The sequence below is a fragment of the Streptomyces sp. RerS4 genome (assembly GCF_023515955.1).
Classification (GTDB): Bacteria; Actinomycetota; Actinomycetes; order Streptomycetales; family Streptomycetaceae; genus Streptomyces.
Window position 1 is genome coordinate 6,425,107 of sequence record NZ_CP097322.1, and the last position, 26,304, is coordinate 6,451,410.

Annotated in this window: 23 protein-coding genes and 2 pseudogenes; 16 read left to right on the forward strand and 9 right to left on the reverse strand. The window is 72.9% G+C overall.

The annotated features are described in order from the left end of the window. Positions 1–12 precede the first annotated feature (12 nt). The gene (locus M4D82_RS28790) at positions 13–423 is read right to left on the reverse strand and encodes a MerR family transcriptional regulator (protein ID WP_249769702.1); all 411 of its coding nucleotides are present in this window, start codon (positions 421–423) and stop codon (positions 13–15) included. A 427-nt stretch (positions 424–850) separates the two neighbouring features. Between M4D82_RS28790 and M4D82_RS28795 the strand changes: the two genes are divergently transcribed. The 5 genes from M4D82_RS28795 to M4D82_RS28815 all read left to right on the forward strand — a co-directional run bounded on the left by M4D82_RS28795 (position 851) and on the right by M4D82_RS28815 (position 4,129). Beyond that, positions 851–2,341 (forward strand): SulP family inorganic anion transporter, encoded by a 1,491-nt coding sequence (locus M4D82_RS28795; RefSeq protein WP_249769712.1) that lies wholly within the window; start codon positions 851–853, stop codon positions 2,339–2,341. 136 nt (positions 2,342–2,477) lie between these two features. Next, complete coding sequence (panD, locus tag M4D82_RS28800; RefSeq protein ID WP_249769722.1) at positions 2,478–2,897, forward strand: aspartate 1-decarboxylase; 420 nt, start codon at positions 2,478–2,480, stop codon at positions 2,895–2,897. A 12-nt stretch (positions 2,898–2,909) separates the two neighbouring features. Continuing rightward, a complete protein-coding gene (locus M4D82_RS28805; protein WP_249769724.1) occupies positions 2,910–3,251 on the forward strand; it encodes a GNAT family N-acetyltransferase in 342 nt (113 codons plus the stop codon). After that, on the forward strand, positions 3,248–3,937 hold the full coding sequence (locus M4D82_RS28810; RefSeq protein WP_249769726.1) for an aspartate/glutamate racemase family protein: 690 nt from the start codon (positions 3,248–3,250) through the stop codon (positions 3,935–3,937). The genes M4D82_RS28805 and M4D82_RS28810 overlap by 4 nt, the downstream gene beginning before the upstream one ends. A 3-nt stretch (positions 3,938–3,940) precedes the next feature. Further along, on the forward strand, positions 3,941–4,129 hold the full coding sequence (locus M4D82_RS28815) for a hypothetical protein (RefSeq protein WP_249769728.1): 189 nt from the start codon (positions 3,941–3,943) through the stop codon (positions 4,127–4,129). A 13-nt stretch (positions 4,130–4,142) separates the two neighbouring features. On the opposite strand, the gene gnd is transcribed toward M4D82_RS28815, so the two are convergent. Beyond that, the gene (gene gnd, locus M4D82_RS28820; RefSeq protein WP_249769748.1) at positions 4,143–5,588 is read right to left on the reverse strand and encodes an NADP-dependent phosphogluconate dehydrogenase; all 1,446 of its coding nucleotides are present in this window, start codon (positions 5,586–5,588) and stop codon (positions 4,143–4,145) included. Positions 5,589–5,771: 183 nt separating this feature from the next. Here gnd and M4D82_RS28825 point away from each other — a divergent pair, with 183 nt between their 5' ends. Together M4D82_RS28825 and M4D82_RS34670 are read left to right on the forward strand one after the other, a co-directional pair. Continuing rightward, a complete protein-coding gene (locus M4D82_RS28825; RefSeq protein WP_249769750.1) occupies positions 5,772–7,139 on the forward strand; it encodes a transglycosylase family protein in 1,368 nt (455 codons plus the stop codon). A 25-nt stretch (positions 7,140–7,164) separates the two neighbouring features. Then, entirely contained in the window at positions 7,165–7,338 is a 174-nt protein-coding gene (locus M4D82_RS34670) for a hypothetical protein (protein WP_502989106.1), read from the forward strand. Here the strand turns inward: M4D82_RS34670 and M4D82_RS28830 are convergent. Then, positions 7,263–8,306: pseudogene (locus M4D82_RS28830) on the reverse strand (DMT family transporter); the annotation flags it as partial. The gene M4D82_RS34670 and the pseudogene M4D82_RS28830 sit on opposite strands and share 76 nt — an antisense overlap. On the opposite strand from M4D82_RS28830, the gene M4D82_RS28835 reads away from it, so the two are divergent. Next, positions 8,305–9,798: an SDR family NAD(P)-dependent oxidoreductase gene (locus tag M4D82_RS28835; RefSeq protein WP_249769770.1), complete on the forward strand. Its 1,494-nt coding sequence runs from the start codon at positions 8,305–8,307 to the stop codon at positions 9,796–9,798. The pseudogene M4D82_RS28830 and the gene M4D82_RS28835 overlap by 2 nt on opposite strands. A gap of 79 nt (positions 9,799–9,877) precedes the next feature. On the opposite strand, the gene M4D82_RS28840 is transcribed toward M4D82_RS28835, so the two are convergent. Further along, positions 9,878–10,216 (reverse strand): hypothetical protein, encoded by a 339-nt coding sequence (locus tag M4D82_RS28840; protein WP_249772246.1) that lies wholly within the window; start codon positions 10,214–10,216, stop codon positions 9,878–9,880. A 334-nt stretch (positions 10,217–10,550) separates the two neighbouring features. Here M4D82_RS28840 and M4D82_RS28845 point away from each other — a divergent pair, with 334 nt between their 5' ends. Then, positions 10,551–10,721: a hypothetical protein gene (locus tag M4D82_RS28845; protein WP_249772374.1), complete on the forward strand. Its 171-nt coding sequence runs from the start codon at positions 10,551–10,553 to the stop codon at positions 10,719–10,721. Between the two features lie 218 nt (positions 10,722–10,939). Next, positions 10,940–11,929 carry an NAD-dependent epimerase/dehydratase family protein gene (locus M4D82_RS28850; protein WP_249769781.1) on the forward strand — a complete coding sequence of 330 codons (990 nt, stop codon included), beginning with the start codon at positions 10,940–10,942 and terminating at the stop codon, positions 11,927–11,929. Here the strand turns inward: M4D82_RS28850 and M4D82_RS28855 are convergent. The 3 genes and pseudogenes from M4D82_RS28855 to M4D82_RS28865 all read right to left on the reverse strand — a co-directional run bounded on the left by M4D82_RS28855 (position 11,912) and on the right by M4D82_RS28865 (position 14,815). After that, entirely contained in the window at positions 11,912–13,360 is a 1,449-nt protein-coding gene (locus tag M4D82_RS28855) for a lipase maturation factor family protein (protein WP_249769792.1), read from the reverse strand. The two genes, M4D82_RS28850 and M4D82_RS28855, sit on opposite strands and share 18 nt — an antisense overlap. 11 nt (positions 13,361–13,371) lie before the next feature. Further along, positions 13,372–13,905, reverse strand: coding sequence for a DUF1990 domain-containing protein (locus tag M4D82_RS28860; protein ID WP_249769802.1), 534 nt, complete (start codon positions 13,903–13,905; stop codon positions 13,372–13,374). Further along, positions 13,902–14,815: pseudogene (locus M4D82_RS28865) on the reverse strand (YndJ family protein). The gene M4D82_RS28860 and the pseudogene M4D82_RS28865 overlap by 4 nt, the downstream one beginning before the upstream one ends. Positions 14,816–15,004: 189 nt before the next feature. Between M4D82_RS28865 and M4D82_RS28870 the strand changes: the two are divergent. The 4 genes from M4D82_RS28870 (at position 15,005) to M4D82_RS28885 (ending at position 20,001) form a co-directional block, all read left to right on the forward strand. Continuing rightward, complete coding sequence (locus M4D82_RS28870; protein WP_249769804.1) at positions 15,005–16,570, forward strand: DUF6777 domain-containing protein; 1,566 nt, start codon at positions 15,005–15,007, stop codon at positions 16,568–16,570. A 94-nt stretch (positions 16,571–16,664) separates the two neighbouring features. Continuing rightward, a complete protein-coding gene (locus tag M4D82_RS28875; RefSeq protein WP_249772248.1) occupies positions 16,665–18,641 on the forward strand; it encodes a SpoIIE family protein phosphatase in 1,977 nt (658 codons plus the stop codon). A gap of 66 nt (positions 18,642–18,707) precedes the next feature. After that, positions 18,708–19,568 carry an Fpg/Nei family DNA glycosylase gene (locus tag M4D82_RS28880; RefSeq protein WP_249769823.1) on the forward strand — a complete coding sequence of 287 codons (861 nt, stop codon included), beginning with the start codon at positions 18,708–18,710 and terminating at the stop codon, positions 19,566–19,568. Positions 19,569–19,596: 28 nt separating this feature from the next. After that, positions 19,597–20,001: a hypothetical protein gene (locus tag M4D82_RS28885; RefSeq protein ID WP_249769825.1), complete on the forward strand. Its 405-nt coding sequence runs from the start codon at positions 19,597–19,599 to the stop codon at positions 19,999–20,001. On the opposite strand, the gene M4D82_RS28890 is transcribed toward M4D82_RS28885, so the two are convergent. Together M4D82_RS28890 and M4D82_RS28895 are read right to left on the reverse strand one after the other, a co-directional pair. Next, positions 19,998–20,498 (reverse strand): hypothetical protein, encoded by a 501-nt coding sequence (locus M4D82_RS28890; RefSeq protein WP_249772250.1) that lies wholly within the window; start codon positions 20,496–20,498, stop codon positions 19,998–20,000. The two genes, M4D82_RS28885 and M4D82_RS28890, sit on opposite strands and share 4 nt — an antisense overlap. 237 nt (positions 20,499–20,735) lie before the next feature. Further along, positions 20,736–21,269 carry a sigma-70 family RNA polymerase sigma factor gene (locus M4D82_RS28895; protein ID WP_249769827.1) on the reverse strand — a complete coding sequence of 178 codons (534 nt, stop codon included), beginning with the start codon at positions 21,267–21,269 and terminating at the stop codon, positions 20,736–20,738. Positions 21,270–21,578: 309 nt separating this feature from the next. On the opposite strand from M4D82_RS28895, the gene M4D82_RS28900 reads away from it, so the two are divergent. Both M4D82_RS28900 and lysX read left to right on the forward strand, forming a co-directional pair. Further along, positions 21,579–22,781, forward strand: a complete 1,203-nt coding sequence (locus tag M4D82_RS28900; RefSeq protein WP_249769829.1) for a CapA family protein — start codon at positions 21,579–21,581, stop codon at positions 22,779–22,781. 137 nt (positions 22,782–22,918) lie between these two features. After that, entirely contained in the window at positions 22,919–26,236 is a 3,318-nt protein-coding gene (lysX, locus tag M4D82_RS28905) for a bifunctional lysylphosphatidylglycerol synthetase/lysine--tRNA ligase LysX (protein WP_249769841.1), read from the forward strand. Positions 26,237–26,304 lie beyond the last annotated feature (68 nt).

The window sequence follows — 26,304 nt, forward strand, 5'->3', positions numbered from 1 at the left end:
GGTCGGCGGGGCTCAGGGTCGTACGGGTGCCTTCTCGTGCAGTCGGACTCGGAGGGTGACGGCGAAGTCCTCGGCGCGGGACAGCTGGACGCGGAGCTTCTCGACCTGTTCTGTGGCGGCCCGTTCGTACTCGCGTACGCGGTCCAGCAGGGCTTCCCGGCCCTCGGTCGCGAGATCGTCGTCGGCGTCGAGGCGGTCGGTCGCGTCCAGCAGGTCGCGCATCTGGTCGAGGGTGAAGCCGAGGGGCTTCATCCGGCGGATGACCATGAGGCGGTCGACGTCCGTCTCGGTGTAGAGGCGGAAGCCGCCCTGGGAGCGGGCGGACGGGGTGACCAGGCCGGTCTCCTCGTAGTGCCGGATGGTGCGCAGGGACAGCTCGGTCCGCGTGGCGACCTCGCCGATCTGCATGTGCTTGTCGTCCACGCCGGTGATCCTCTGGTCCTGGGCCTCGTGGCCGGGCCGCCTACAGCGCGACCCCACCGATCTTTACCCTAACGTTAGGGTAGGGTATCCGGTGTGCGGGTGGCCCGTGACCACCCCGCCGTTGCTGTGTCGGGGCCGACGGCGCCCCCGGCGAAGATCCGATTCTTGCAGGAGCGAGCGTGCGCGAGCCCATGACGCCCGGCGCCGTCGCCTGCCCGCCGTGACGCTTCGCCCCTGACGTGCGGCCGGCCGCGCCTCCGCGCAGGCCACCGCTCCGTCCCTTTGACCTCCGGCCCTCCTTGCGGGCCGTCCGCGGGGGTGCCGGCCCGGCCCTTCCGCGTCTCCCGTACGTCCCCCGGCCTGCCCGGAGCGGGGCGTACCCGAGTACGACAGGTTCCCGTTTCCCTTGTCCTCTTCTGCTTCCGCGGTGTCTCCCGCCGCGCGGCTGCGCGGTCTGCGGCCCGACTGGCTGTCCGATCCGAAGGTGTGGCGTACCGAGGTGCTGGGCGGCCTGGTGGTCGCGCTGGCGCTGATCCCGGAGGCGATCTCGTTCTCGATCATCGCCGGGGTGGATCCGGCGATCGGTCTGTTCGCCTCGTTCACCATGGCGGTGGTGATCTCCGTCGTGGGCGGTCGGCGGGCGATGATCTCGGCGGCGACCGGCGCCGTCGCGCTCGTGATCGCGCCGCTGAACCGTGAGCACGGTCTGGGTTACCTGGTCGCGGCCGTCATCCTGGCCGGCGTGTTCCAGATCGCGCTCGGCGCGCTGGGGGTGGCCAAGCTGATGCGGTTCATCCCGCGCTCGGTGATGATCGGCTTCGTCAACTCGCTCGCCATCCTGATGTTCATGGCTCAGGTCCCGGAGATGCGGGACGTGCCGTGGGCCGTGTACCCGCTGATCGCGGCTGGGCTGGCGCTGATGGTGTTCTTCCCGAAGGTGACCACCGCGATTCCGGCCCCGCTGGTGTCGATCGTGATTCTGACCGTGATCACCGTCGCGGCCGGGATCGCGGTGCCGACCGTCCGCGACAAGGGCGCCCTGCCGTCCTCGCTGCCCGTTCCGGGCCTTCCGGACGTGCCGTTCACGTTGGAGACCCTGACGACGATCGCCCCGTACGCGTTCGCGATGGCGCTGGTCGGCCTGATGGAGTCGCTGATGACGGCGAAGCTGGTCGACGACATCACGGATACCCACTCCGACAAAACCCGCGAGTCCATCGGCCAGGGCGTCGCGAACATCGTCACCGGTTTCTTCGGCGGCATGGGCGGCTGCGCGATGATCGGCCAGACGATGATCAATGTGAAGGTCTCCGGTGCCCGCACCCGCCTGTCGACCTTCCTGGCCGGCGTGTTCCTCATGGTGCTGTGCATCGTCTTCGGCCCGGTCGTCTCCGACATTCCCATGGCCGCCCTTGTCGCCGTCATGGTCATGGTCTGCTTCGCGACCTTCGACTGGCATTCCATCGCGCCGAAGACGCTTCGGCGGCTGCCGGCCGGGGAGATCGCCGTCATGGTGGTCACCGTCGCCTGCGTCGTCGCGACCCACAACCTCGCCATCGGCGTCGTCGTCGGCTCCGTCACCGCGATGGTCATCTTCGCCAAGCGCGTCGCCCACCTCGCCGAGGTCACCTCGGTCACCGACCCCGATGGCACCACCGTGCTCTACCGGGTGACAGGCGAGCTGTTCTTCGCCTCCTCCAACGACCTCGTGGGCCGGTTCGACTACGCCACCGACCCCGACAAGGTCGTCATCGACCTGTCCGCCGCCCACATCTGGGACGCCTCCTCCGTCGCCACCCTCGACGCCATCGAGAACAAGTACGCCCAGCGCGGCAAGACGGTCGAGATCATCGGCCTCAACGATCCGAGCGCCCTCATCCACAAGACCCTCAGCGGCGAGCTCAGCGGCAGTCACTAAAGGTCGGCAAACGGTCAGCATGAGTCCCTGAAAGACCCGGGGACAGCTGACCGGACATGCGAAGCGTTGTAGTCTGCGGAGACCGCCCTTGACCTGCAATGAGCAGGCAGGGAGCAGACATATCGGGAGTTACTCCATGCTTCGCACCATGTTCAAGTCCAAGATCCACCGCGCCACCGTGACGCAGGCCGATCTGCATTACGTCGGGTCCGTCACCGTGGATGCCGATCTGCTCGACGCCGCCGATCTGTTGCCCGGGGAGCTCGTCCACATCGTGGACATCACCAACGGGGCCCGGCTGGAGACGTACGTCATCGAGGGGGAGCGCGGGTCCGGGGTCATCGGGATCAACGGGGCCGCCGCGCATCTCGTGCACCCCGGGGACCTGGTCATCCTCATCAGCTACGCGCAGGTCGAGGACGCCGAGGCGCGGGCGTTGAGGCCGCGCGTCGTGCACGTGGACGCCGACAATAAGATCATCGAGCTGGGTGCGGATCCGTCCGCGCCCGTTCCGGGGACGGATCAGGAGCGCAGCCCCCACGCGGTGGCTGTCTGAGGGGAGTCGAGCATGGCGGTCGAACTGCGGGACGAACGGAAGGCCGGGCGGCTGCTCGCCGTCGAGGGCGGGGAACCGGTCGGCTCCATCGCCTACTTCGTCCTCGCGGCCGAGCCCCACGCCCTCGTCGCCGTCCACACGGTGGTCGAGCCGGGGAACGAGGGGCGCGGCATCGCCGGGGACCTGGTCAAGGGGTTCTACGGGATCGCCGCCGCCGAGGGCGTCCCGGTCGTACCGCTGTGCCCCTACGCCGCCGCCTGGGCCGCCAAGCACCCCGACCAGGCGCCTGTGGCCCCGCTCGACCTGGTCGAGGCGGCGAAGGCGGAGCTGGACGCCGACCCCTCCCGGTGGTGACGGGAGCCCCGGCCGGGCTCACCCTGCTGCACACCTCGCCTGTGCACGTCCCGGTCTTCGAGGCCCTGCGCGACCGGGACCACCCCGGCGCGGTCCTGCGCCACCTCGTCGCCCCCGAGCTGCTGGAGCGGGCCCGGACGCGCGGCCCGGAGTCCGTCGCCGACGACCTGCTCGGGCTGCTGGCGGACACCGGCGGTCCGGTGCTGGTCACCTGCTCCACCCTCGGGTCGGTCGCCGAGTCCCTGGCGCCGGCCGTGGGGTCGCCGGTGCTGCGCGTGGACCGGCCGATGGCGGCCGAAGCCGTCCGCGCCGGCCCGCGGATCGTCGTACTCGCCACGGTGGAATCGACGCTCGCCCCGACCGGGGAACTGCTCGCCGAGGAGGCCGCCGGGAGACCCGTGGCGGTCCGGGCGCGGGTGGTGCCCGGCGCCTGGGAGCTCTTCGAGGCCGGCGACACCGCCGGCTACCTCGCAGCCGTGGCGCGAGCGGCCGACGCCGTCACCGAAGCGGACGTCGTGGTCCTGGCCCAGGCCTCCATGGCGGATGCCGCGGCCCTCGTACGCACCCCGCTGCCCGTGCTGTCCAGCCCGCGCCTCGGCCTGGACGCCGCCCTGCGCCTACACCTACGCCCGGCCCGCGCGGGTGCGCACGCCGGGCGTAGGGGGTCGGATCGGGGGAAGGTGTGACCTATGGTGCGAAACGTAGAGCAGACGCAGCCCCCGGTCCCGGAGCCCGATCCGAAGCCGTTCCCGCCGCTGCCCGACCCGGAACCGATCCCGCGCCCGGTGCCGCCGGTGCCCGGACCGGTCCCGGAGCCCGATCCGGTGCCCGCGCCGCCCGGACCGGCGCCGATCCCGCAGCCGGGGCCGCTGAGCTGAGCGCCCGCGCGCGTCAGTCCGTACGGACCTCGGAGCGGTCGCCGCTCCAGAGGGTGTGGAACGAGCCCTCGCGGTCGGTGCGCCGGTAGGTGTGCGCTCCGAAGAAGTCGCGCTGGCCCTGGGTGAGGGCGGCGGGCAGGCGCTCCGCGCGCAGTGCGTCGTAGTAGGCCAGTGAGGCCGCGAACGCCGGCACCGGGATGCCCTGGCGGACCGCGGCGACCAGCACCTCGCGCCAGTCGTCCTGGGCGGCGCCGGTCTCGGCCGCGAAGTGCGCGTCCGCGAGCAGGCTCGGCAGGTCGGGCCGGGCGTCGTAGGCGGCGCGGATCCGGTCGAGGAAGGCCGCCCGGATGATGCAGCCGCCACGCCACAGCGAGGCCACCGCGCCCAGGTCCACGCCCCAGCCGTACTCGGCGCTGCCGGCCTGGATCTGGTGGAAGCCCTGCGTGTACGAGACGATCTTCGAGGCGTACAGGGCCTGCTCGACCTGCGCGGCGAAGGCGTCCGCGGCCTCCCCGGACAGCGGCGCCGCCGTCGGTCCCGCCAGCTCGCGCGCGGCGGAGCGCAGGTCGCCGTGGCCGGAGACGGCGCGTGCGAAGACGGCCTCGGCGATCCCCGAGACGGGCACGCCCAGGTCCAGGGCGATCTGCACGGTCCAGCGGCCGGTGCCCTTCTGCTCGGCCGCGTCCGCCACGACGTCCACGAACGGACGACCGGTGGCGGCGTCCGTGTGCGCGAGGACCTCGGCGGTGATCTCGATCAGGTACGAGTCGAGGCGGCCCCGGTTCCAGGCGCGGAAGGTCTCGGCGATCTTCGCGGGGGAGTAGCCGGCGACCTCGCGCAGCAGGTGGTAGGCCTCGGCGATGAGCTGCATGTCGGCGTACTCGATGCCGTTGTGCACCATCTTGACGAAGTGACCGGCGCCGTCCGGGCCCACGTGCGACACGCACGGCGTGCCGTCGGCGGCCTTGGCGGCGATCTTCTCCAGCAGCGGACCCAGGGACGCGTACGACTCCGCCGGACCGCCGGGCATGATGCTGGGGCCGAGCAGCGCGCCCTCCTCGCCGCCCGAGATGCCCGCGCCCACGAAGTGGATGCCCTGCTCGCGCAGCTCGCGCTCGCGGCGGCGGGTGTCCTCGAAGTGGGCGTTGCCGCCGTCGATGATGACGTCGCCCTCCTCCAGCAGCGGGGCGAACTCGCGGATCACGGCGTCGGTCGGCTCCCCGGCCTTGACCATGATGATCAGTCGGCGCGGGCGCTCCAGCGCGTCCACGAACTCCCTCGCGGTCTCGGCCGCGACGAAGGCACCCTCGTGGCCGAACTCCTCCACCAGGGCCTTCGTCTTCGCGGCGGTGCGGTTGTGGACGGCGACGGTGAAGCCGTTGCGGGCGAAGTTCCGGGCCAGGTTGCTGCCCATCACCGCGAGTCCGGTGACACCGATCTGGGCGGTGCTGCTGCTCATGCGTGCGCTCCTGCGTGCCTCGATGTGCGGGGAGTGTCGACGCTACATCGACACGGATCACGACAGATCCGATGTTCTCGACGTGTCCTCAACTTCGCCTTGAAGGCGGCTGGTTGTCGCTCTTGTCGGCCATTGCGAGCAGCGTTAGGTTGTGCGGTTCCTGATGTCTTCAAGGGGGCTCCCATGGGTGTACGGGGCCGGCACCGCCGGTACCAGCCGAGCAGCATCAACCGGGCCTCGCTCGCCGTCACCGCCGGCGGCGCCGGCATGGCCCTCCCCTTCATGGGAGCCGGCGTCGCGCATGCCGCGTCCGTCGACACCTGGAACGACGTCGCCGCCTGCGAGGCGACCGGGAACTGGCACGTCAACACGGGCAACGGCTACTACGGCGGCCTCCAGTTCAGCCAGAGCACGTGGAAGGCCTTCGGTGGCACGGCCTACGCCCCGCGCGCCGACCTGGCCACCAAGGACCAGCAGATCGCGGTCGCGGAGAAGGTCCTCAAGGGGCAGGGGCCGAAGGCGTGGCCCGCCTGCGGGCCGCAGGCGGGGCTCAGCCGCAGCGGGCCGGCGCCGGCGGTGGACGCGAAGCCGTCGGCGAAGCCATCGGCGCAGGCCACGGGGCCCTCCGCGACGTCGAAGCCTCCCGTCGGGACGGCGCAGGCGCCCATGGACGCGCAGCTGCCGACCAAGGCCACCACCCCGGTTCCCGTCACCGCGCCCCGCCCGACCGGCACCTCCGTGCTGCCGAACCCGTACGTCGTCGCCCCCGGCGACTCCCTGTCGGCGATCGCCACCGACCAGCGCGTCGAGGGCGGCTGGCAGGCCCTCTACGAGACCAACCGGGCCACCGTCGGGGCCAATCCCAACCTGATCTTCCCCGGCCAGCGGCTCACGTTGCGCGTCACCACCGCACCGGTGGCCCCGCCCGCGCAGAACCCGGAGAAGCCGCCGCGCACCGCCGAGCCGGTCAAGCCGGTGGAGCCGGCCGCCCCGAAGCCGGAGCAGACCAAGCCGGCCGCCCCGAAGCCCGAGCAGACGAAGCCCACGCCCCAGCCGAGCAAGCCCGCCGAGAAGCCGGCGGACAAGCCCAAGCCCAAGCCCGAGCAGGCCGCCAAGCCCGCCTCACCGCAACAGAAGCCGGCCTCGGGTGGGTTCAGCGCCCCCGTCGACGGCGCCATCGGCACCGCCTACCGCGTCTCCGGGTCCTCCTGGTCCAGCGGCTACCACACGGGCGTCGACTTCCCGGTGCCGACCGGCACCAGCATCAAGGCCGTCGGCTCCGGCACCGTCGAGTCGGCCGGCTGGGCCGGAGCCTACGGGTACCAGGTCGTCATCCGGCACTCCGACGGCCGCTACTCCCAGTACGCCCACCTCTCCGCGCTCGGCGTCAAGGCCGGCCAGCAGGTCTCCGGCGGCCAGCGCATCGGCCGCTCCGGCTCGACCGGCAACTCCAGCGGCCCCCACCTGCACTTCGAGATGCGCTCCGGGCCGGGCTACGGCTCCGACATCGACCCCCTGAAGTACCTCCGCGGCAAGGGCGTCGCCATCTGACCCGCGCACGTGCGGCGGCACGGCCGTGAGCAGGATCAGGCCGGCCGCCGCCAGCACGCCGCTCGCCAGTGCGGCCGGCGCGCCCGCCGTCCCGAACCGGAAGCCCTCGTCGAACAGGGAGATCCCGACCGCCGCCGCCACCACCGGGTTGGCCACGGTCACCGTGGCCAGCGGCGCGGTCAGCCCGGCGCCCCGGTAGGCCGCCTGCGACAGCAGCAGCCCGCCGGCCGCCAGGACGGCGATCGCCGCCGCGTCCGCCGCCGGCGCCGCCAGGGCCCCCGGCGTGAAGCCCTCGGCCACCGCCTTGGTGAACACCGAGGCCATCCCGAAGGCCGTTCCGGCGGCGGCGGCCAGCAGGACGCTGCGCACCACCGGCCGGTGCGCCCGGTGCGCGGCGACCAGCAACGCCGCGACCACGGCTCCCGTCACCGTCAGCAGCAGCCACCGCTCGCCGCCGTCCAGGCCCTGACGTCCGCGCCCGTCGCCGCCGGTCAACGCCAACAGCCCGGCCAGGCCGACGGTGGCGATCAGCGCCCCGCGCCAAGCCGCCGCGCCCGCCCTGCGCCCCACGAAGACGGCCGCCATCGGCAGCGCGAACACGATGGTCAGCGCGCCCAGCGGCTGGACCAGGCTCAGCGGCCCGTAGGCCAGCGCGAGCACGTGCAGCAGGGCGCCGAGCCCGTTCAGGCCGATCGCCACCCACCAGCCGGCCCGGCGCAGCGGGGCGTAGGCGTGCTCGGGGGAGCTCGCCGCGACGTGTTCCTGGACGATCGCGCCGCCCGCGTACGCGACGGCGGACACCAGGCAGAGCAGAACCGACAGGCTCAGGGCACTCATGAAAGCCACCATGCCCCACCCGGGCGGGTGATTCATCCGTCCGGAGGCTTCTTGATCGACGCGCGAGTCATCCTCGTGGCATACACCGCCCGCAGTACAGCGGACCCGGCCGACAACGCGTTTCGGCCACCTCCGCGCGCTCCTCGCGAGACCCGCTCGTGACACCGCTCGTGACGCGGCTCGTGACACCGCTCGTGACACGGCGCTCGCCGTGCGTGAGGCGGACGCGTACGGGTTTGTTCCGGGCGTGTCGGCTCCGTACAGTTGCCGTTTTGGGGACTTCCGCAGCAGGCGGATGCGGACGAGTGAACAGGGAACGGCAGCGGCCATGACGGTGACCGAAGACAACCACGTGATCGGGGACGACCACGGCTACGGGCCGGGCATCGACCCCGAGCGACTGGCCGTGTGCCTCAGCGTGCTCGACGAGCTGGACAAGATCGACGTCGACCACCCGGACGCCATCACCGTACGCCGCGCCACCGCCGGCATCTACCGCACGGTCAAGCAGCGCCGGCGCCAGGAGCGCCGCGCCGCCAAGACCGCCAACGACAAGGCCGTCACCGAGGCGACCGCGACCGGCTCCGCCGAACGGATCGACGACGAGACGGAGGGCCTGCTGCCCTCCTCGGTCACCGAGGCCGGCCGGATCGCCGGAATACTCCAGCGCCCGCGCTCCTGCTACGTCTGCAAGACCCGGTACGTCGAAGTCGACTACTTCTACCACCAGCTCTGCCCCGCCTGCGCCACCGTGAACCGGGCCAAGCGCGAGGTCCGCGCCGACCTCACCGGCAAGCGCGCGCTGCTCACCGGCGGCCGGGCCAAGATCGGCATGTACATCGCGCTCCGGCTGCTGCGCGACGGCGCCCACACCACGATCACCACCCGCTTCCCCAAGGACGCCATCCGCCGCTTCAAGGCGATGGACGACTCGGCGGACTGGATGCACCGCCTGGAGGTCGTCGGCATCGACCTGCGCGACCCGGCCCAGGCGGTGGCGCTCGCCGACCAGGTGGCGGCGGCCGGTCCGCTGGACATCCTCGTCAACAACGCGACGCAGACCGTGCGCCGGCTGCCCACCGCCTACGCGGCCCTGGTCGAGGGTGAGAGCGCCCCGCTGCCCGCCGGCGAGCTGCCCGCCCACCACGTCATCGGTGCCTTCAACTCCGGTGCGGTCGACGGCCTCGCCGCGCTGCCCGTCGGCGTGAGCGGGCTCGAAGCCCAGAAGGTCGCCGACCTCGCCCTGGTCGCCGGCAACGCCAGCCTGGAGCGGCACCTCGACGGCACCGCCATCGACGCGGGCGGCCTGCTGCCGGACGTGGTCGAGAGCAACACCTGGGTGCAGACCATCGACCAGATCTCCCCGGTGGAACTGCTCGAAACCCAGCTGTGCAACTACACGTCGCCGTTCATCCTGATCAGCGCGCTCCGGCCGGCCATGGCCGAGGCCGCGCGGAAGGCGTCCAGCGGCCGGGCGTACGTCGTCAACGTCTCCGCGATGGAGGGCGTCTTCAGCCGCGGCTACAAGGGCGCGGGGCACCCGAACACCAATGCCGCCAAGGCGGCGATGAACATGGTCACGCGGACCAGCGGCCAGGAGATGTTCCAGTCCGACGGCATCCTGATGACCTCGGTCGACACCGGGTGGATCACCGACGAGCGTCCGCACTTCGACAAGCTGCGCCTCGCCGAGGAGGGCTTCCACGCCCCCCTCGACCTGGTCGACGGCGCGGCCCGCGTCTACGACCCGATCGTGCGCGGCGAGGCGGGCGAGGACCTGTACGGCGTCTTCCTGAAGGACTACGCCCCCGCCAACTGGTAGGCCCCGCTCCAGACGAAGCCCCGGCACCCGCGGCCGGGGCTTCGTCATGTCGGAAAGTTCACCCGTCCGGGTGTGCGCGTCAAATCTGGTACGCGCCCGCGGCGATGAGTTCCAGGACCGGACGCCAGTCCTCCACGACGCCGGCGTCCGGGTCGGCGATCGCGCTCGTCTGGGCCGCCAGCCGCAGGGCCTCCACGTCGGGGGCGTCGGCCGCCGGATCACCCGCCCGGAGCAATCGCGCCACGCGCTCGCCCAGCAGTCCGCGCACGGCCTCGGCGGCGCCGTCGCCGCCGCTCGACAGCCCGTCGAGGCCCTGGAGGAGCCCCGCGACCTGCAGTTCCTTGTCGAACGGGTGAGAGCGGCGCAGCAGTGCGGCCGTCCGCAGTCCGCTCCCGTGCCGCGCGTGCAGCAGCTCCATCAACTCGTCCACACTGCGGACCAAGGGCACTCCGGAACTCGCCACCCCAACTCCTTCCGTCGTCCGCGCTCGCGCGCCGCCAACCGCCGAGCAGATCAGTCCGGGCGGGCACACCGGAGTACGACTTCCTGAACTCACGGAGAAAACAAGCGGTCCAGCGCGAATTTTACCGATCCATCGAGCGGAACCCCGCTCATATGTGTACCCTGATCGGCAAGGAGGCCCCACCCGGGCCCCGCTCCACCAAGGCGCCACCGCGTCCGGAAAACCTTCTATATCCCTACTCCGGCGCGCGGACGAGCCCGCCGGGTTACGCGACACAAGGGAGTGCGCGGTGACTGAAAAGACCAAGCCCGAACAGACCATGGAGCGCAAGGCGCCGGGGGTGAACACGCGGTCCGACGAACTCGGCAGTCTCGACGTGTGGGCCCGCTCCGCCCCGATCCGACTGGCCGGCTACGAGGACGACCTGGCGGAACCGCACATCCTGCCCAGCGTCGACTAGTAGCAGACCAGACCGGTCCGGGTCGCCTCGGATCAGGTCAGGACGCCCATCGGCCCACCCCACGGGCCCGAACCGCGCCCCCGCACCCCACGGTGACGGGGGTGTGGCGTGCGCGGACGCGGGCTGGGAGAGGTTCCCGTCCGGTCTACGCCCACAGCGTCATCGCTGTCGGCGATCAAGGGTGTCCCCGCCGCCCCATACCGGGCAGGGTCGACCCCATGAGACTGCTGATGTTGGGTGGAACCGAATTCGTCGGACGTGCGATCACCGAGGACGCGCTGGAGCGCGGCTGGGAGGTGACCGTCTTCCACCGGGGGCACCACGCGCCGCCGCCCGGGGTCGCCTCGCTCCACGGCGACCGCACCGCCCCCGGCGGGCTCGACGCTCTCGCCGAGGGGGAGTGGGACCTCGTCGTCGACACCTGGAGCGGCGCCCCCACCGCCGTCCGCGACAGCGCGCGCCTGCTCGCGGGCCGCGCCGGCGGATACGCGTACGTCTCCAGCCGTTCCGTGTACGCCTACCCCGCCCCGGCGGGCCTCGCCGAGGACGGCCCGCTCGTGGAGGGCTCGCCCGACGCCGAATCCACCGCCTACGCCGAGGACAAGCGCGGCGGCGAACTCGCCGTCGAGGCCGCCTTCGGGGAGCGCGCCCTGCTGGTGCGCGCCGGCCTGATCCTCGGCCCGTACGAGAACGTCGGCCGGCTGCCCTGGTGGCTGAACCGCGTCGCGCGCGGCGGCCCGTTCCTCGCCCCCGGCCCCGGCGAGCTGCCGCTCCAGTACATCGACGTGCGCGACCTCGCGCACTGGACCCTCGACGCCGCCGAGGCCGGACTCGCGGGCGCCTACAACCTGGTCTCCCCGACCGGCCACGCCACGATGGGCGCCTTCCTCGACGCCTGCGTCGCCGCCACCGGGTCCGCCGCCGAACCCCGCTGGGCGGACGCCGCCACCATCGAGGCGGCCGGCATCGAACCCTGGGTCGAACTGCCCGTGTGGATCCCGGAGGGCGCGTCGCACGACTACATGTTCCGCGCCGACGTCACCAAGGCGTTGGAAGCGGGCCTGCGGTGCCGCCCCGTCGAGGAGACCGTGGCCGACACCTGGGCCTGGCTGCGCTCGATCGGGGGCGAGGCCCCGATGCGTTCCGACCGTTCGACCAAGGGTCTCGCGCCCGAGCGGGAGGCCGAGGTACTACTCGGGCTCGGCTGAGGCCGCCTCCGCGAGACGGGTGGGCGGCAGGTACTCGCGCAGCAGCGTGCGGTGCCACCACGCACCCGTCTCGCGCAGCTCGCGCCAGGTGGTGAACCGGTAGCGGTAGAGCCTGGCGCGGACGTAACGCGGCGGGGCGTCCGGGAAGGGGTTGTGGCGCAGCAGCCGCAGCGTGTCCCGGTCGCCCACCAACAGCCGCTCCACGAACGGCCCGAACCAGTCCCGCGCGTAGGCCGGCGACAGCGCCGCGAACCACATCAGCCAGTCGAGGCGCAGATGGTACGGGGCGAACTGGCGCGGGATCCGGCGCGGTTCGCCCGGCTTGCCCTTGAAGCCGTACTCCCGCCACGTGCCGCCCTCCGCCTCGTCGCGCGGCACCCGGTCCGCCGTCCCCTCCACCACCACCTCGTCGCGGATGCGGCCGACCGTGCCGAAGGCCCCGTAGGTGTTGACCAGGTGGAAGGAGTCGAAGGAGCGGTTCATCACCTGGCGCCGCGAGATCAGGTTGGCCACCGGATGCCGGCTCAGCACGAGCACCAGCACGGTCACCGCGCACACCACGATCACGTACCAGAGCGGCGCCCCGCGCGAGGCGGCCGCGGGCGGCGCTCCCGCGAGGCCCGTGAAGTCGACGGCCGACAGGGCGAGCACGATGGTCAGCCAGTTCAACCAGGCGAAGTTGCCCGAGAGCACCAGCCACAACTGGGTGGCCACCATGAGCCCGGCGGCGTACGAGGCGATCGGCTGCGGGGTGAACAGCAGTACGGGCACCACCAGCTGGGTCACGTGGTTCGCCGCGCACTCCACCCGGTGCAGGGGCCGGGGCAGATGGTGGAAGAACCAGCTGAGCGGGCCCGGCATCGGCTGCGTCTCGTGGTGGTAGTACAGGCAGGTCAGCTTGCGCCAGCAGGCGTCGCCCCGCATCTTGATCAACCCGGCGCCGAATTCGACCCGGAACAACACCCACCGCAGCAGCCACAGCATCAACACGGGTGGACCGACGTGCGCGTTGCCGAGGAATACGGCCAGGAACCCGACCTCCAGCAGCAGCGACTCCCAGCCGAACGAGTACCAGGTCTGGCCCACGTTGACGATGGACAGGTACAGCAGCCACAGCACCGCCCACATTCCCATCGCCGCGCCCAGCGGCACCATATCGCCCACGCCGGCCGCGAGCGCCGCCGCGATCACCGCCCCGCTCCAGGCGCAGGTCGCGAAGAGCCGGTCCGAGTAGCGCAGTTGGAACAGGCTCGGGGCGTGCCGGAAGGGGACGTAGCGGACGTAGCGCGGGACGGGCAGCATGCCGTGCGCCCCGATCAGGGCGCGGAACTGGAGGGCGGCTCCGACGAAGGCGCAGAGGTAGACACCGGCCAGGGCCCGCTGGAAGACCAGCCGGCTCAGCCAGTAGCCGGGTGCCGTGAACCAGTCCATCCCCTCCAGTATCAGGCGGCGCGGGCCAGTGCGCGCAGCCGACGGCCCAGCCGGGCGGCGTAGCCGCGCTGGAGGAGCGGGACGAGCGGGCCCGCGAGCCGGGTGTACCAGGCGTTCGGGCGGCTGAAGGCGGTCACCGTGAACCACACCGCGCCCGCGGCGTCGATCTCCACGAGGAAGGACTCCTCCCCGCACTCCGGGTGACCGGTCAGCGTCCCGTACGCGAACCCCGTCCGGGTGGGCTCGTACGCCGTCCAGATCACCTCGCAGGGAGCCGTGATCCGCAGCGGGCCCACGCCGATGCCCACCCGCACGCGGGTGCCCGGCCGCACGGCGCCGTTGTCGGCGCGGATCCTCATGCCCGAGGAGCGGTGCGCCTCGAAGGTGGTGACGGCCGTCCCGGCGGTCTCGAAGACGGCCCGCCCGTGGCCGATGCGCGTGCGGTGGTGGAGGTGGTTGTACCCGGCGGGGAGGGGGCGGCGGGCCGTCGCGCCCCGGTCGGGGTAGTTGAGGGTGCTCCGTCCGGTGTTGAGGAGGCGGGTCATGGCGTGGTCTCCGTTCGGTGGCGAGGTCGGAAGGCGGGGGCGGTGGCCGTGGGGGCGGTGGCCGTGGTGGGGGTGGGGCTCAGGCGGCGCCACGCGAGCAGCGAGCACACCGCGAAGCCGAGCGCGTTGCCGAGGCCGTGGGTCGCCGCCATCCAGGTCAGGGTCGGGTGGACGATTCCGGTGGCCTCGCCGACCGCCCACCACAGGGCGAGCAGCATCGTGGCCACCAGGACCACCGCCGAGGTCGCGAGCAGCGCCCCCGTCGTCCGGTCCCGCGCGCCGGGGCGCAGCTCCCGCCAGGTCGTCAGGGCCACCGCCCACATCCCGGCGGTCAGCACCGCCGCGCCCAGCAGCTCCGCCCAGTCGTCGACGAAGTAGCCCAGCAGCACCAGCAGGGTCCCCGCCGGGACGCTGTACGCCGCCCCGCGCGCCCCGGGCCGGCGCGGCGCCGCCCGGCACACCAGCCCGGCGATCAGGGCGGCGGCGAACCCGGCGTAGTGGAAGTGCGGCACGGTCAGCGCGAGGATGTCGAGGTCGAAGCCGAACAGGCGGTACCCGGCCCGCTCCGCGACCAGGGCGATCGCCGCGACCGACGGCGAGGCGAGCGCGGTGGAAGCGGCCACCTCCGCCGGCGCCGGTACGCCGCCCCACCGGCCGGGGCCCGCCCCGCGCCGCCCGCCGCAGCCGGGCGGCGCCGCCGCCGCCAGGGCCGTGGCGGCCAGGGCGTACCCGCGGCGAGCGCGGAGGCGAGCGCGCCGCGCGGCAACCACAGGCACACGGCCGCCGGCAGCGCGGCGAGGGGCCACAGCCGGGCGGCGCGGCGCAGCCCGGTCGGGTCGATCAGGCGCAGGCCCACGGGGACGACGTAGAACATCCCCAGGGTGACGACGAGGTTCACGAGTACCGTCACGACCCCACTCCTTTGAACGTGTTCAAGTCGTTGCGGTGGTGACCCTACGGGGTTCGTTGAACATGTTCAACACGCTCTTTCGGCAGACCCTTCGGGGTGGCGATAGGTCCCTTCGCGCCGCTCCACTTGCGGCCCCGTGGGACATGCGTCAGACAAGAGAGGACAACTCGGGGCGAAAAGGAGAACAGCGTGAACGACGTGAAGGACGTGTCCGCACCGACGCACCGTCAGACGCCGCACCGTCAGGCGCCACGCCGTCATGCACCGGCCTGCGCGGCCCTTTTCGCCCTCGCCGGCCTGCTCACCTCGGGCTGCACCGGTTCCGCAGACGAACCGACGAAGGGCTCCGCCGCCGAGAGTCAGGAGGTACACCTCCAGCCCGTCGGATCTCCCGGGCTCGATCCCTTCACCGCCTCCACGGCCACCGCCGAGTCGGCGCCCCTCCAACCCCCGGTGCCCAACGCGAGCGGCCGGGGCATCCGCACGATCGCCGCCGCCACCCCCGGCCTCTACGGCGGAACGAACCGGCTCGGCAGCTGCGACGTGGAACGACAGGTCAGCCTGCTCACCACGGACGACGCGAAGACGCAGGCCTTCGCCCAGGCCTCCGGCATCGAACAGCAGAAGCTCCCCGATTTCCTGCGCGGCCTCACCCCCGTGGTCCTGCGCGCCGACACGCGCGTCACCGACCACGCCTTCCGCGCCGGCGGCCCCGCCGGCTACCAGGCCGTGCTCCAGGCCGGCACGGCCGTGCTGGTCGACGAGCACGGCATGCCCCGCGTCCGCTGCGCGTGCGGCAACCCGATCGCCGCACCGCGCAGCGCCAAGGGCAGCCCGGTGCTCAAGGGCGAGCAGTGGAGCGGCTACCAGGCCAACCAGGTCGTCGTGATCGAGCCCACGGCCCAGGTCCTGAACCACCTGGTCATCGTCAACACCGCCGACAACACCTGGATCGAGCGCCGGATCGGCGACGACGGCGCCCAGGACCGCACCCCGAAGGTGGTGCCCCGCTTCAACCCCGCCGACGGGATTCCGGAGGGTCCCCTGACCCCGACCGTGCCCTCCCCGTCCGACCCGTGTGCCGGCACGCCCGGCCGGGGCGGCCCGCAGAACTCCGCCCCGCAGGCCGCCCCGCCGGCGCCCCCGGCCGGCCCGCCCAAGGACCTTCCGCCCGCGGACGTGCCCACGGCTGAGCCCCCCACCGAGGTTCCTCCCGGGGACGCGCCTCCCGCCGACCTGCCGTACGAGCAGCTGCCCCCGTCGGAGGTGCCGTACGAGCAGCTCCCGCCGGGCGAGGTGCCCCTCGCCGGCCCGTCGTCGGTCGACGTGCCGTCCACGGCTGTGCCGCCCGCCGCCGGTCCGCCCGCCGCCGATGCCCCGTCGGGCCCGCCCGCGCCGCCGACCGACGTACCCGGCGACGTTCCCTACGAGCAGCTTCCGCCCACCGACCTTCCGTCGGCCGCGGTGCCGCCCGCCGGTCCGCCCGCCGCCGAGCTTCCCGCGGCGCCCTCCACGGGCCCGAGCCCGAGCGCCCCGTGCCCGTCCGAGAACGCGGCCGGCAACGGCGTCCCGTCCGCGCCGCCCGTGGCCCCGCAGCGACCCCCGGGGGAGCAGCCGTCGGACGTGCCCTCCGACTCGCTCGGGCCGCTTCCCCCCGAGGACGGGCCCGTCGACCCGTCCGTCCCCCTGGACCCGTACGGTTTCGACGAGGAGCCGGAGTCCTCGGACGCGGCCCAGAACCTGGAGAGCGCCTGAAGCGCCGCTGTGTCATGGTGGACCGGTGCCGAGCACCGTATCGCTGCCGGATGACTGGCCCGCGCATCCGGACCGGTCGCTGTCGCTGAACCGGATGGGCAGTTTCGACTGGGACCTGGTCACCGGGCTCATGCACATGGACGCGGCCGCCCTCGACGTGTTCGACACGACCCCGGACGCGTACGACGGACGGCCCGAGTCGCTGAGCCCGCGCGTGCCGCCGGCCGAGTCCACCCGGCTCGATGCCCTCGTCTCCAGCGCCCTCAAGAGCGGAGTCGACAGCTACGGCGCCTACTTCCGCATCCGCTGCCACGACGGCCGGCTGCGCTGGACCCACACCCAGGGCCGCGTCCTGCGCGAGGCGGACGGGCGCCCGTACCGGATCATCGGCATCGTCCGGGACGCGACGGAGGAGCTCGGCCACTCCGCCGAACGCCTCGGCCTCGACGAGGAACGGCGCCGCCAGACCTCCGTGGTCGAGAGCACCACGGCGGCCCTCGCGCACGCCCGCACCGTCAAGGACGTCATCGACGTCATCGGCGACGCCCACGGACTGGAGCGCCTCGGCTCCATGGGCATGGTCATGGGCCTCGTCGAGGCGGGCCGCATCCACCTGGTCGCCGAAGGCCCCGCCGACAGCTTCGTCCCCGGCACCCGCTACACGCGCATCGACGAGCAGTACCCGATGAGCGAGGTCGTCCGCTCCCTCCAGCCCCGCTTCCTCGACTCCGCCGAGGAGTTCGCCGCGAACTATCCCGCGCTGTGGTCGAAGATCTCCTCCATGCGGATCTCGGCCGCCGCCTACCTGCCGCTCATCGCCCAGGCCCGCCCCATCGGCGCCATCGGCCTGCTCTACCAGGACAAGGACGGCTTCACGCAGGAGGAACGCAACCTCCTGGTCGCCCTCGGCAGCAGCATCGCGCAGAGCCTGCAACGGGCCATGCTGCTGGAACAGGAGCACGACCTGGCCGAAGGGCTCCAACAGGCGATGCTGCCCCGCCGGCTCCCGGACGTCCCCGGCGGCCGGATCGCCGTCCGCTACCGCTCCGCGCGCATGGGCCGCGACATCGGCGGGGACTGGTACGACGTCATCCCGCTGCCCGGCGGCAAGATCGGCGCCGTCATCGGCGACGTCCAGGGCCACGACACGCACGCCGCCGCCGTGATGGGCCAGCTGCGCATCGTGCTGCGCGCGTACGCCACCGAGGGGCACTCGCCCGCCACGGTGATGGCCCGCGCCTCCGTCTTCCTCCACGAACTCGACACCGACCGCTTCGCGACCTGCACCTACGCGGAGGCCGACCTCGCGACCGGAGTCCTCCAACTGGTCCGCGCCGGCCACATCGACCCGCTGCTGCGCACCCGCGACGGGGACTGCCGGAGGCTGCCGGTGGAGGGCGGGATGCCGCTGGGGCTGTCGGCGGAGTTCGGCCGGCTGGAGTATCCGGTGGCCACGGTGGAACTGGATCCGGGGGAAACGCTCCTGCTGTGCACCGACGGCCTGGTGGAACAGCCCGGCGCGGACCTCGACGACGGCGTCCGACTGCTGACGGAACTGGTGCGCGGCGGACCGGACGACCTCCAGGTGCTCGCCGACCGCCTGTGCGAGGTCGTCGACGAACGGGGCGGCGACGACGACATGGCCCTGCTGTTGCTGCGCCGCCAGGGCGAGGAGACCCCGCGCAGCGGCGGCCGGTTCCGCCGGCACGTGGCCCCGGGCGACCCCGAGGCGCTCGTCTCGGCCCGCCACATGATCGGCGCCGCGGTCCGCGCGTGGGCCGCGCGCGGTCGGGCCGACGAGATCGAACTGGTCGCCGACGAGCTGATCGTCAACGCCCTCATGCACACCGACGGCCCGGCCATCGTCACGCTGCGCGTCCTGACGGGTCCGCAGCGCCGGATCCGGGTGGAGGTGGAGGATCGTTCCAGTGCCCTCCCCCGACGCCGCGAGGCGGGCGATTCGGGGGTCTCCGGCCGCGGCCTGATGCTCGTGGACCGGCTGGCGGACGTCTGGGGCGTGGAACCGAGGGGCGGCGGCAAGTGCGTGTGGTGCGAGTTCGCCACGTCCTGACCACGTGACCCGCGCGGTGGGCCGGGCCGGCTCGCGTTTCCCGGAGCGCGGCGGCAGGCTGGGAGGATGCCCGAGCTGCCGGAGGTCGAGGCCCTGCGGGAGTTCCTCGACGAACACCTCGCCGGGCGGGTGGTCGAACGCGTCCTCCCGCTCGCGGTCAGCGTGCTCAAGACCTACGATCCCCCGCTCACCGCCCTCGAAGGCGGCCGGGCCGGCCCCGTCGCCCGCCACGGCAAGTTCCTCGCCATGGGCGTCGGCGAGCTGTACCTCGTCACGCACCTGGCCCGCGCCGGCTGGCTGCGCTGGCAGGAGACCCTGCCCGACCGGCCGCCCCGACCGGGCAAGGGCCCGCTCGCGCTGCGCCTCGCCCTGGAGGGCGGCGGCGGCTTCGACCTGACCGAGGCGGGCACCCAGAAGCGCCTTGCGGTGTACGTCGTACGCGACCCGCAGGAGGTCCCCGGGATCGCCCGCCTCGGCCCCGATCCGCTCGCCGACGACTTCCGACGGGACGACCTCGCGGCGCTGCTGGCCGGGGAGCGCCGGCAGATCAAGGGGATGCTGCGCGACCAGGGCGTGTTGGCCGGCATCGGCAACGCCTACAGCGACGAGATCCTCCACCGGGCGAAGGTCTCGCCGTTCAAACCGGCCGCCTCCTTCGACGAGGAGCAGGTCACGCACCTGTACGAGGCGATGCACGACACGCTGCGCACGGCCGTCGAACGGGCCCGGGGGCTGGCCGCCGGCGAGCTGAAGGCCGAGAAGAAGAGCGGGCTGCGGGTACACGGCCGGGACGGGGAGCCGTGCCCGGTGTGCGGGGACACCATCCGCTCGGTGTCCTTCGCCGATTCCTCGCTCCAGTACTGCCCCACCTGCCAGACCGGCGGAAAGCCCCTGGCGGACCGCAGGCTCTCCCGTCTCCTCAAGTAGCGGGACACCGCTTAGACTCCGCTGCACCATGGCCGAGGAGCAGCAGCCGTCGCAGCCCCGGCGGGAGATCGTCACCGGGGTGCCCCGGGGTGCCCGCCGCCGGCCGCCCGCGCACACGCCGGCCCGCTCGGAGATCTCCGAGCAGACCACGCTCGGGGCGACCTACGTGCGCGCCCTGATGCGTACGCAGCTGCGGTCCGCGCTGGCCGCGTTGGCGGGCCTGGCGGCGCTCATGGGGTTGTTGCCGCTGGCGTTCCTGCTGCCCCGTTCGGCCTCCGGCGCCCTGGTGTGGGTGGCGCTCGGGCTGGTCGTGTACCCGGTGATGTGGCTCGTCGCCCGCTGGTACGTGACGCGGGCGGAGCGCAACGAGGCCGATTTCACCGGTCTGGTGACCGACCCGAGCGATCCGCCGGGCCCGCCCACCCCGACCTAGAACAGGTGCATCGCCAGGTGGCCCAGCGGCAGTCCGAGCTGCCAGGCGGGTGTCCAGACGCGCGCGTTCTCGTCCAGGCCGGGCGGGGTGTCCGCGGGGCCGGGCCGGCCCGGGTCGAGGTTGGTGGCGAACAACTCGGTGCGGTCCAGCCAGCGCCAGGCCGCCCGCGCCAGTTCGAGGTCCGGGTCCTCGCCCCGGCCGCGCTCGCGGGCCTCCTCGCCCAGGGCGAGGAAGCGGGTGTGGACCCAGTCGCGCCAGGGGTGCCCGTACGCCGTCAGGGACAGCCACTCGTCGAGCTGCGAGACCACCCGGATCCCGGAGAGTTCACCCGCCGCGTCCGAGAGGTAGATCGTCAGCGCGAGCGTGTCGCGCCCGGCCCGGAACTCCAGCGTGCCGGCCGGGATCAGCCGGCCCGTGCGCAGCAGCTCGTCCGCGATGTACTCCGCGTAGAGCCATGCCATGGGCACGGCAAGTCCACCGTCGCTGGTGCCGTTCATACCCTCGGGCTGCACCGCTGCCACCTTCTCCCGCGTGTCGAGCTTCCCGTCGTCACCCCGAGCCTTCACCGAACGGCTCGCGGAGCGGGGGATGTTTACTCAAGTTGAACGGTCCGATGCCTATATCGGTGCGGTATGTGTCCGATTCATGCGCATCGAAGACGTTCCTTGAGTGCTCCTCCAGCGGTTCCGGAGCGGGCCGCGACGCTCGTGGCGGCGCCGCGCGTCGCCCGTGGCTCAGGCGCCGAGCCCGTACCCCTGGAGGCCCTTCCGCAGGGCGCGCAGGGCGTAGTACGTACGGGATTTGACCGTACCGGTCGGGATGCCGAGCTCCGCCGCCGCCTCGGCCACCGAGCGGTCCTGGAAGTAGACCTGTACGAGCACGTCCCGGTGCTCGCGGCCCAGGCTGCCCATGGCCCGCCGGACGTCGATCGCGGTGACCGAGCCCGCCACCGCGTCCTGCGGCGCCGGCGCCTGCTCCAGCCCGTCCGGGTCGACCTCCTGGGGGCGCGAGAGGCGGGCCCGGCGGGCATCGATAGCGAGCCGGCGGGCGACGGTGAACAGCCAGGGCCGCATCGACTCGTGTCCGCTCGACAGCACCTCGGGGTGCTGCCAGAGCCGTAGGAGGGTCTCCTGCAGGAGATCCTCCGCACGCTGTGCGTCGCCCGCCGTGAGGCCGAGCAGGAAACCGAACAGGGCTCGCCCGTGCTCACGCTGGAGATCGGCGAGGGCCTCCGGTTCCGTGCGCTGGAGTGTGGGGGAGAGCGGCACGAGTGGCTCCTTCCGGGGTCCGCTGGTCTTCCGGGGCCGCTGGGGGCCCGACGCACTTACCCTGACCTGCGCCGAGCCGCCCCGGAACCGTTCGGCGTGGCCGTTGCGCCCAAGCACCCCGGTCGACCGGTGGGCGGGCGCGCGGGGCGACGAACGGTCGAACGGCGCGGCGAACGGCCCGCACCCGCCTGCGCCATCGAGGTGAGAGGGGGTGACGCGGCGGTTTCCGGTCCTTGACGCGGGGTCATCTCTCCTATGGATTTCAGGTGATCCGATAGTCGTAGGAATGTGGAATGGGAGCCGGTAGAGATGACCACGCGCACCCGGCACACCCTCGCCCTGCTCTCCGCCGCCCTGCTCTGCGCGACGGCGGCCGGCTGCTCCGCCCGCGGGGACCGGGCGCCGGCCCGGCTCGGCTCCAGCGCGGCCGGAGCCCCGGCCGCCACCCCCGGCGGCTCGGCGCCCGCCGCGAAGGGCTTCACCCTGGTCGCGAGCGGCGACGTGCTGCCGCACACCTCGGTCATCAACCGGGCGGCCGCCGACGCGGACGGCGAGGGGTACGACTTCCGCCCCATGTTCTCGAAGGTCAAACCGGTGGTCTCGGCGGCCGACCTGGCCCTGTGCCACATGGAGACCATCTACGGCGACGAGGACGGCCCGTTCAGCGGCTACCCCGCCTTCGTCTCCCCGCCCAGCGTCGCCGACGGACTCAGGGACGCCGGCTACGACGGCTGCTCCACGGCCTCCAACCACACCCTCGACGACGGCGCGGACGGCATCGACCGCACCCTCGGCCGCTTCGACAAGGTCGGCCTCGGCCACGCCGGCTCCGCGCGGACCGCCGCCGAGGCGGCCCGTACCACCCTCTACCCGGCCGGTTCGGCCAAGGTCGCCCACCTCGCGTACACCTACGACACCAACGGCTACCCGATGCCGGAGGGCCGGCCCTGGGCGGTCAACCTCATGCGGCAGGAGAAGATCCTCGCCGACGCGCGGGCGGCCCGGAAGGCCGGCGCGGACGTGGTGCTGGTCAGTCTGCACTGGGGCACCGAGTGGCAGACGGAACCGGACGAGACGCAACTCGCACTCGGCCGCGCCCTGACCGCCTCGCGGACCGGCGGCCGCCCGGACGTCGACATGATCCTCGGCACGCACGCCCACGTCCCGCAGGCCTACGAGAAGGTCAACGGCACCTGGATCGTCTACGGGATGGGCGACCAGGTCGCGGGCCAGATGTTCAACCACTCCGGCGCCCGGGACATGCGCGGCAACTACGGCTCCCTCGCCCGTTTCACCTTCGCCCCGCCCGCCGCGGCCGGGCAGCGCTGGCAGGTGACCAAGGCCGAGTTCATCCCGCAGATGATGGACCTCGACGTGGGCCGGGTGATCAACCTCCCCGCGGCCCTGGCGACGGACCCGGACAACGCCGCGTACGAGCGCGCCCAGGACGCCGTCTCGGAGGCCGTCCTCAGCCGGGGCGCGGCCAAGGACGGCCTGACGATGGCTCGCTGACCCGCGTGGGGAGCCGTACGGGGACCCGGCCGGGCCGCAGCCGCTGCCGGGCCGCGGGTCCCCGTACGGCCACAGCGACGCCGTAGGCCATTCGGCTCGGCGCGCGCGTCGGCGTGGGCCTCCCTACAGTGCGAAGCATGAGTGTCACCGTGGAGGAGGCCCGAGGGACCCGCAACCGGTTCCTGAACCGGGTTCCGGACGCCTTCGGCGCGTTCTTCGGAGCGCTCGGTCTGCTGTGCGCGCTCCTCGCGCTCTCCCCGACGCTGCGCAGACTGCTGCGACCCGCGGTGCGTTTCCTCGACGCGGTCGTGGTGCCGGTCAGCGAGAACCTCGCGTACGCCGTCTTCCTCTTCCTGCTGGCCGCGGCCCTCGGCACGCGCAAGAAGATCGCCTGGTGGATCGTCGTCACCTATCTGGCCCTGCTGATCCTCGTCGACGTGCTGATCATCGCCGAAGGGGACTTCTGGACCGGCGGCCCCTCGCTGGTCATCGCGGTGGCGGCGCTCGGCGTGCTCGTCGCCGCCCGCGCGGAGTTCTACGCCGCCTCGCGCCCCGGCGCCGTCTGGCGGGCCATGCTGGTGCTCGGCCTCGGACTGCTCGCGGCGGTCTTCCTCGGGTGGGGACTCGTCGCGCTGTTCCCCGGCACCCTGACCAAAGGACAATGGCTGGACTGGGCGGCCAAACAGGTCTTCGGCGGACTCTTCTCCGCCCGGGAGTTCGACGGCCGTCCGCCGCGCCCCCTGTACTTCCTGCTCGGCCTCTTCGGCGCCCTCGCCCTGCTGAACGCCGCCGCCACCCTCTTCCGCTCCCAGCGGCTGACCGCCGCCCTGCACGGCGACGAAGAGCCCCGCATCCGCGCGCTGCTGGGCGCCTACGGCCGCAACGACTCCCTGGGCTACTTCGCCACCCGCCGCGACAAGGCCGTCGTCTTCGCCCCCAACGGCAAGGCCGCCGTCACCTACCGCGTCGAGGCCGGCGTCTGCCTGGCCAGCGGCGACCCGGTGGGCGATCCCGCCGCCTGGACGCCCGCCATCGACGCCTGGCTCGGCGTCGCCCGCCGCCACGGCTGGCAGCCCGCCGTCATGGGCGCCTCCGAGGACGGGGCGACGGCGTACGCCCGCTCCGGGTTGAGCGCCCTCCAGCTCGGCGACGAGGCCATCCTGCACGTGGCCCACTTCGACCTCGACGGCCGGGACATGCGCGTCACCCGGCAGGCCGTCAACCGGGTGCGGCGGGCGGGCGCCACCACCCTCATCCGCCGCCACTCGGCGCTGTCCGAGGACGAGATGCGGACCATCGTCGACCGGGCCGACCACTGGCGCGACACCGAGACCGAACGCGGCTTCTCGATGGCCCTGGACCGGCTCGGCGACCCCGCCGACGGGGACTGCCTGCTGGTCGAGGCCTTCGACGCCGCCGGGGAGCTGATCGCCCTGCTCTCCTTCGTGCCCTGGGGCAAGGACGGCATCTCCCTCGACCTGATGCGCCGCGACCGCGCCGCCCCCAACGGGGTCATGGAGTTCATGGTCGCCGAACTGTGCGCCGCCGCCCCGGGCCTGGGGGTACGCCGGATCTCCCTCAACTTCGCCGTGTTCCGCTCGGCCTTCGAGGAGGGCGGCCGGATCGGGGCCGGGCCGGTGCTGAAGCTGTGGCGCAGACTGCTGCTGTTCTTCTCCCGGTGGTGGCAACTGGAGGCCCTCTACCGCTCCAACGTGAAGTACGGGCCCGAGTGGTACCCACGCTTCCTCTGCTACCAGGACGCCGGCTCGCTCGCCCGGGTCAGCCTCGCCTCCGGCATCGCCGAGGGCTTCGTCTCCGTCCCCAGCCTGCGCACCCTGTGGGGCAACGGCCACCCCAAGGGGTTGACCGCTCCCGCCAACACCTCCGGGCTGCCCTCCATCGACTCCCTGGGCCTGGACCTCGTAGGGGAGGACGGCGTCCCCGCCGCGGCGAGCGAACGGCTCCCCGAACAGGTCCGCGTCCGCCACGCCAAACTGGACCGCCTCCGCGCGGCCGGCGTCGACCCCTACCCCGTCGGCATCCGGCAGCGCACCCACACCGCGGACCGGTTGAAGGCCCTCCACCCCGGCCAACCGCCCGGCCAACCGCCCGGCACCCGTACCGGCGAGCAGGTCACGCTCGCCGGACGGGTGATGGTCGTACGGGACCTCGGCGGCGTGGTCTTCGCCGTGCTGCGCGACTGGACCGGCGACGCCCAGTTGATGTTCACCCGCGACGAGAGCGGCGCCGACGTCCTGGACGCCTTCACCTCCCAGGTCGACTTCGGCGACCACGTGGTGGTGAGCGGCGAGGTCGGCAGCAGCCGCGCGGGCGAACCGTCGGTCGTCGTCGACTCCTGGCAGCTCGCCGGCAAGTGCCTGCGCCCGCTGCCCGACAAGCGCAAGGGCCTCGCCGACCCCGAGGCCCGGGTCCGGCGCCGCTACCTCGACCTCGTCGCCAGTCCCGACGCGCGTGACGTCGTACGGGCCCGGTCGAGCGCCGTGCAGGCGCTGCGGCAGGGCCTGCTCGACCGGGGCTACCTGGAGGTCGAGACACCGATGCTCCAGCAGATCCACGGCGGGGCCAACGCCCGGCCCTTCCGCACCCACATCAACGCCTACGACCTCGACCTCTACCTGCGCATCGCCCCCGAGCTGTACCTGAAGCGGCTGTGCGTCGGCGGGATGGAGAAGGTCTTCGAGATGGGCCGCACCTTCCGCAACGAGGGCGTCTCCTACAAGCACAACCCCGAGTTCACGATGCTGGAGGCCTACCAGGCCTTCGCCGACTACGACGTCATGCTCGACCTCACGCGCGAACTCATCCAGGGCGCCGCCACCGCCGCCTTCGGATCGCCCATCGCCCACAAGGCCGGGCCCGACGGGGCCCTCGTCGTCCACGACATCTCCGGGCCCTGGCCCGTCAAGACGATGTACGGCGCCATCAGCGAGGCCCTCGGGGAGGTCGTCGACGCCGACACCGAGGAGCACGTGCTGCGCCGCCTGTGCGAGCGCGCGGGCGTCCCGCACCGGCCCGAGGACACGCGGGGTGACGTGGCCCTGGAGATGTACGAGCGGCTCGTCGAGGAACGGACGAAACTCCCCACCTTCTACAAGGACTTCCCGACCGACGTCTCCCCGCTCACCCGACAGCACCGCAAGGACCCGCGGCTGGCCGAACGCTGGGACCTGGTCGCCTTCGGCACCGAACTGGGCACCGCCTACTCGGAACTGACCGACCCCGTCGAGCAGCGCCGCCGGCTCACCGCCCAGTCGCTGCTGGCGGCGGGCGGGGACCCGGAGGCGATGGAGCTGGACAACGACTTCCTGGACGCCCTGGAGTACGCGATGCCCCCGACGGGGGGCCTCGGCATCGGCGTCGACCGCCTCGTCATGTTCCTCACGGGTCTGACGATCCGCGAGACGCTTCCGTTCCCGCTCGTGCGACGTGGCTGAACGTCGTTCGTGAGCGGCGGCGGCGTGGCTGGTCCGTGCGGGTGAGCGGGACGGGGAGCGTCCGCGCC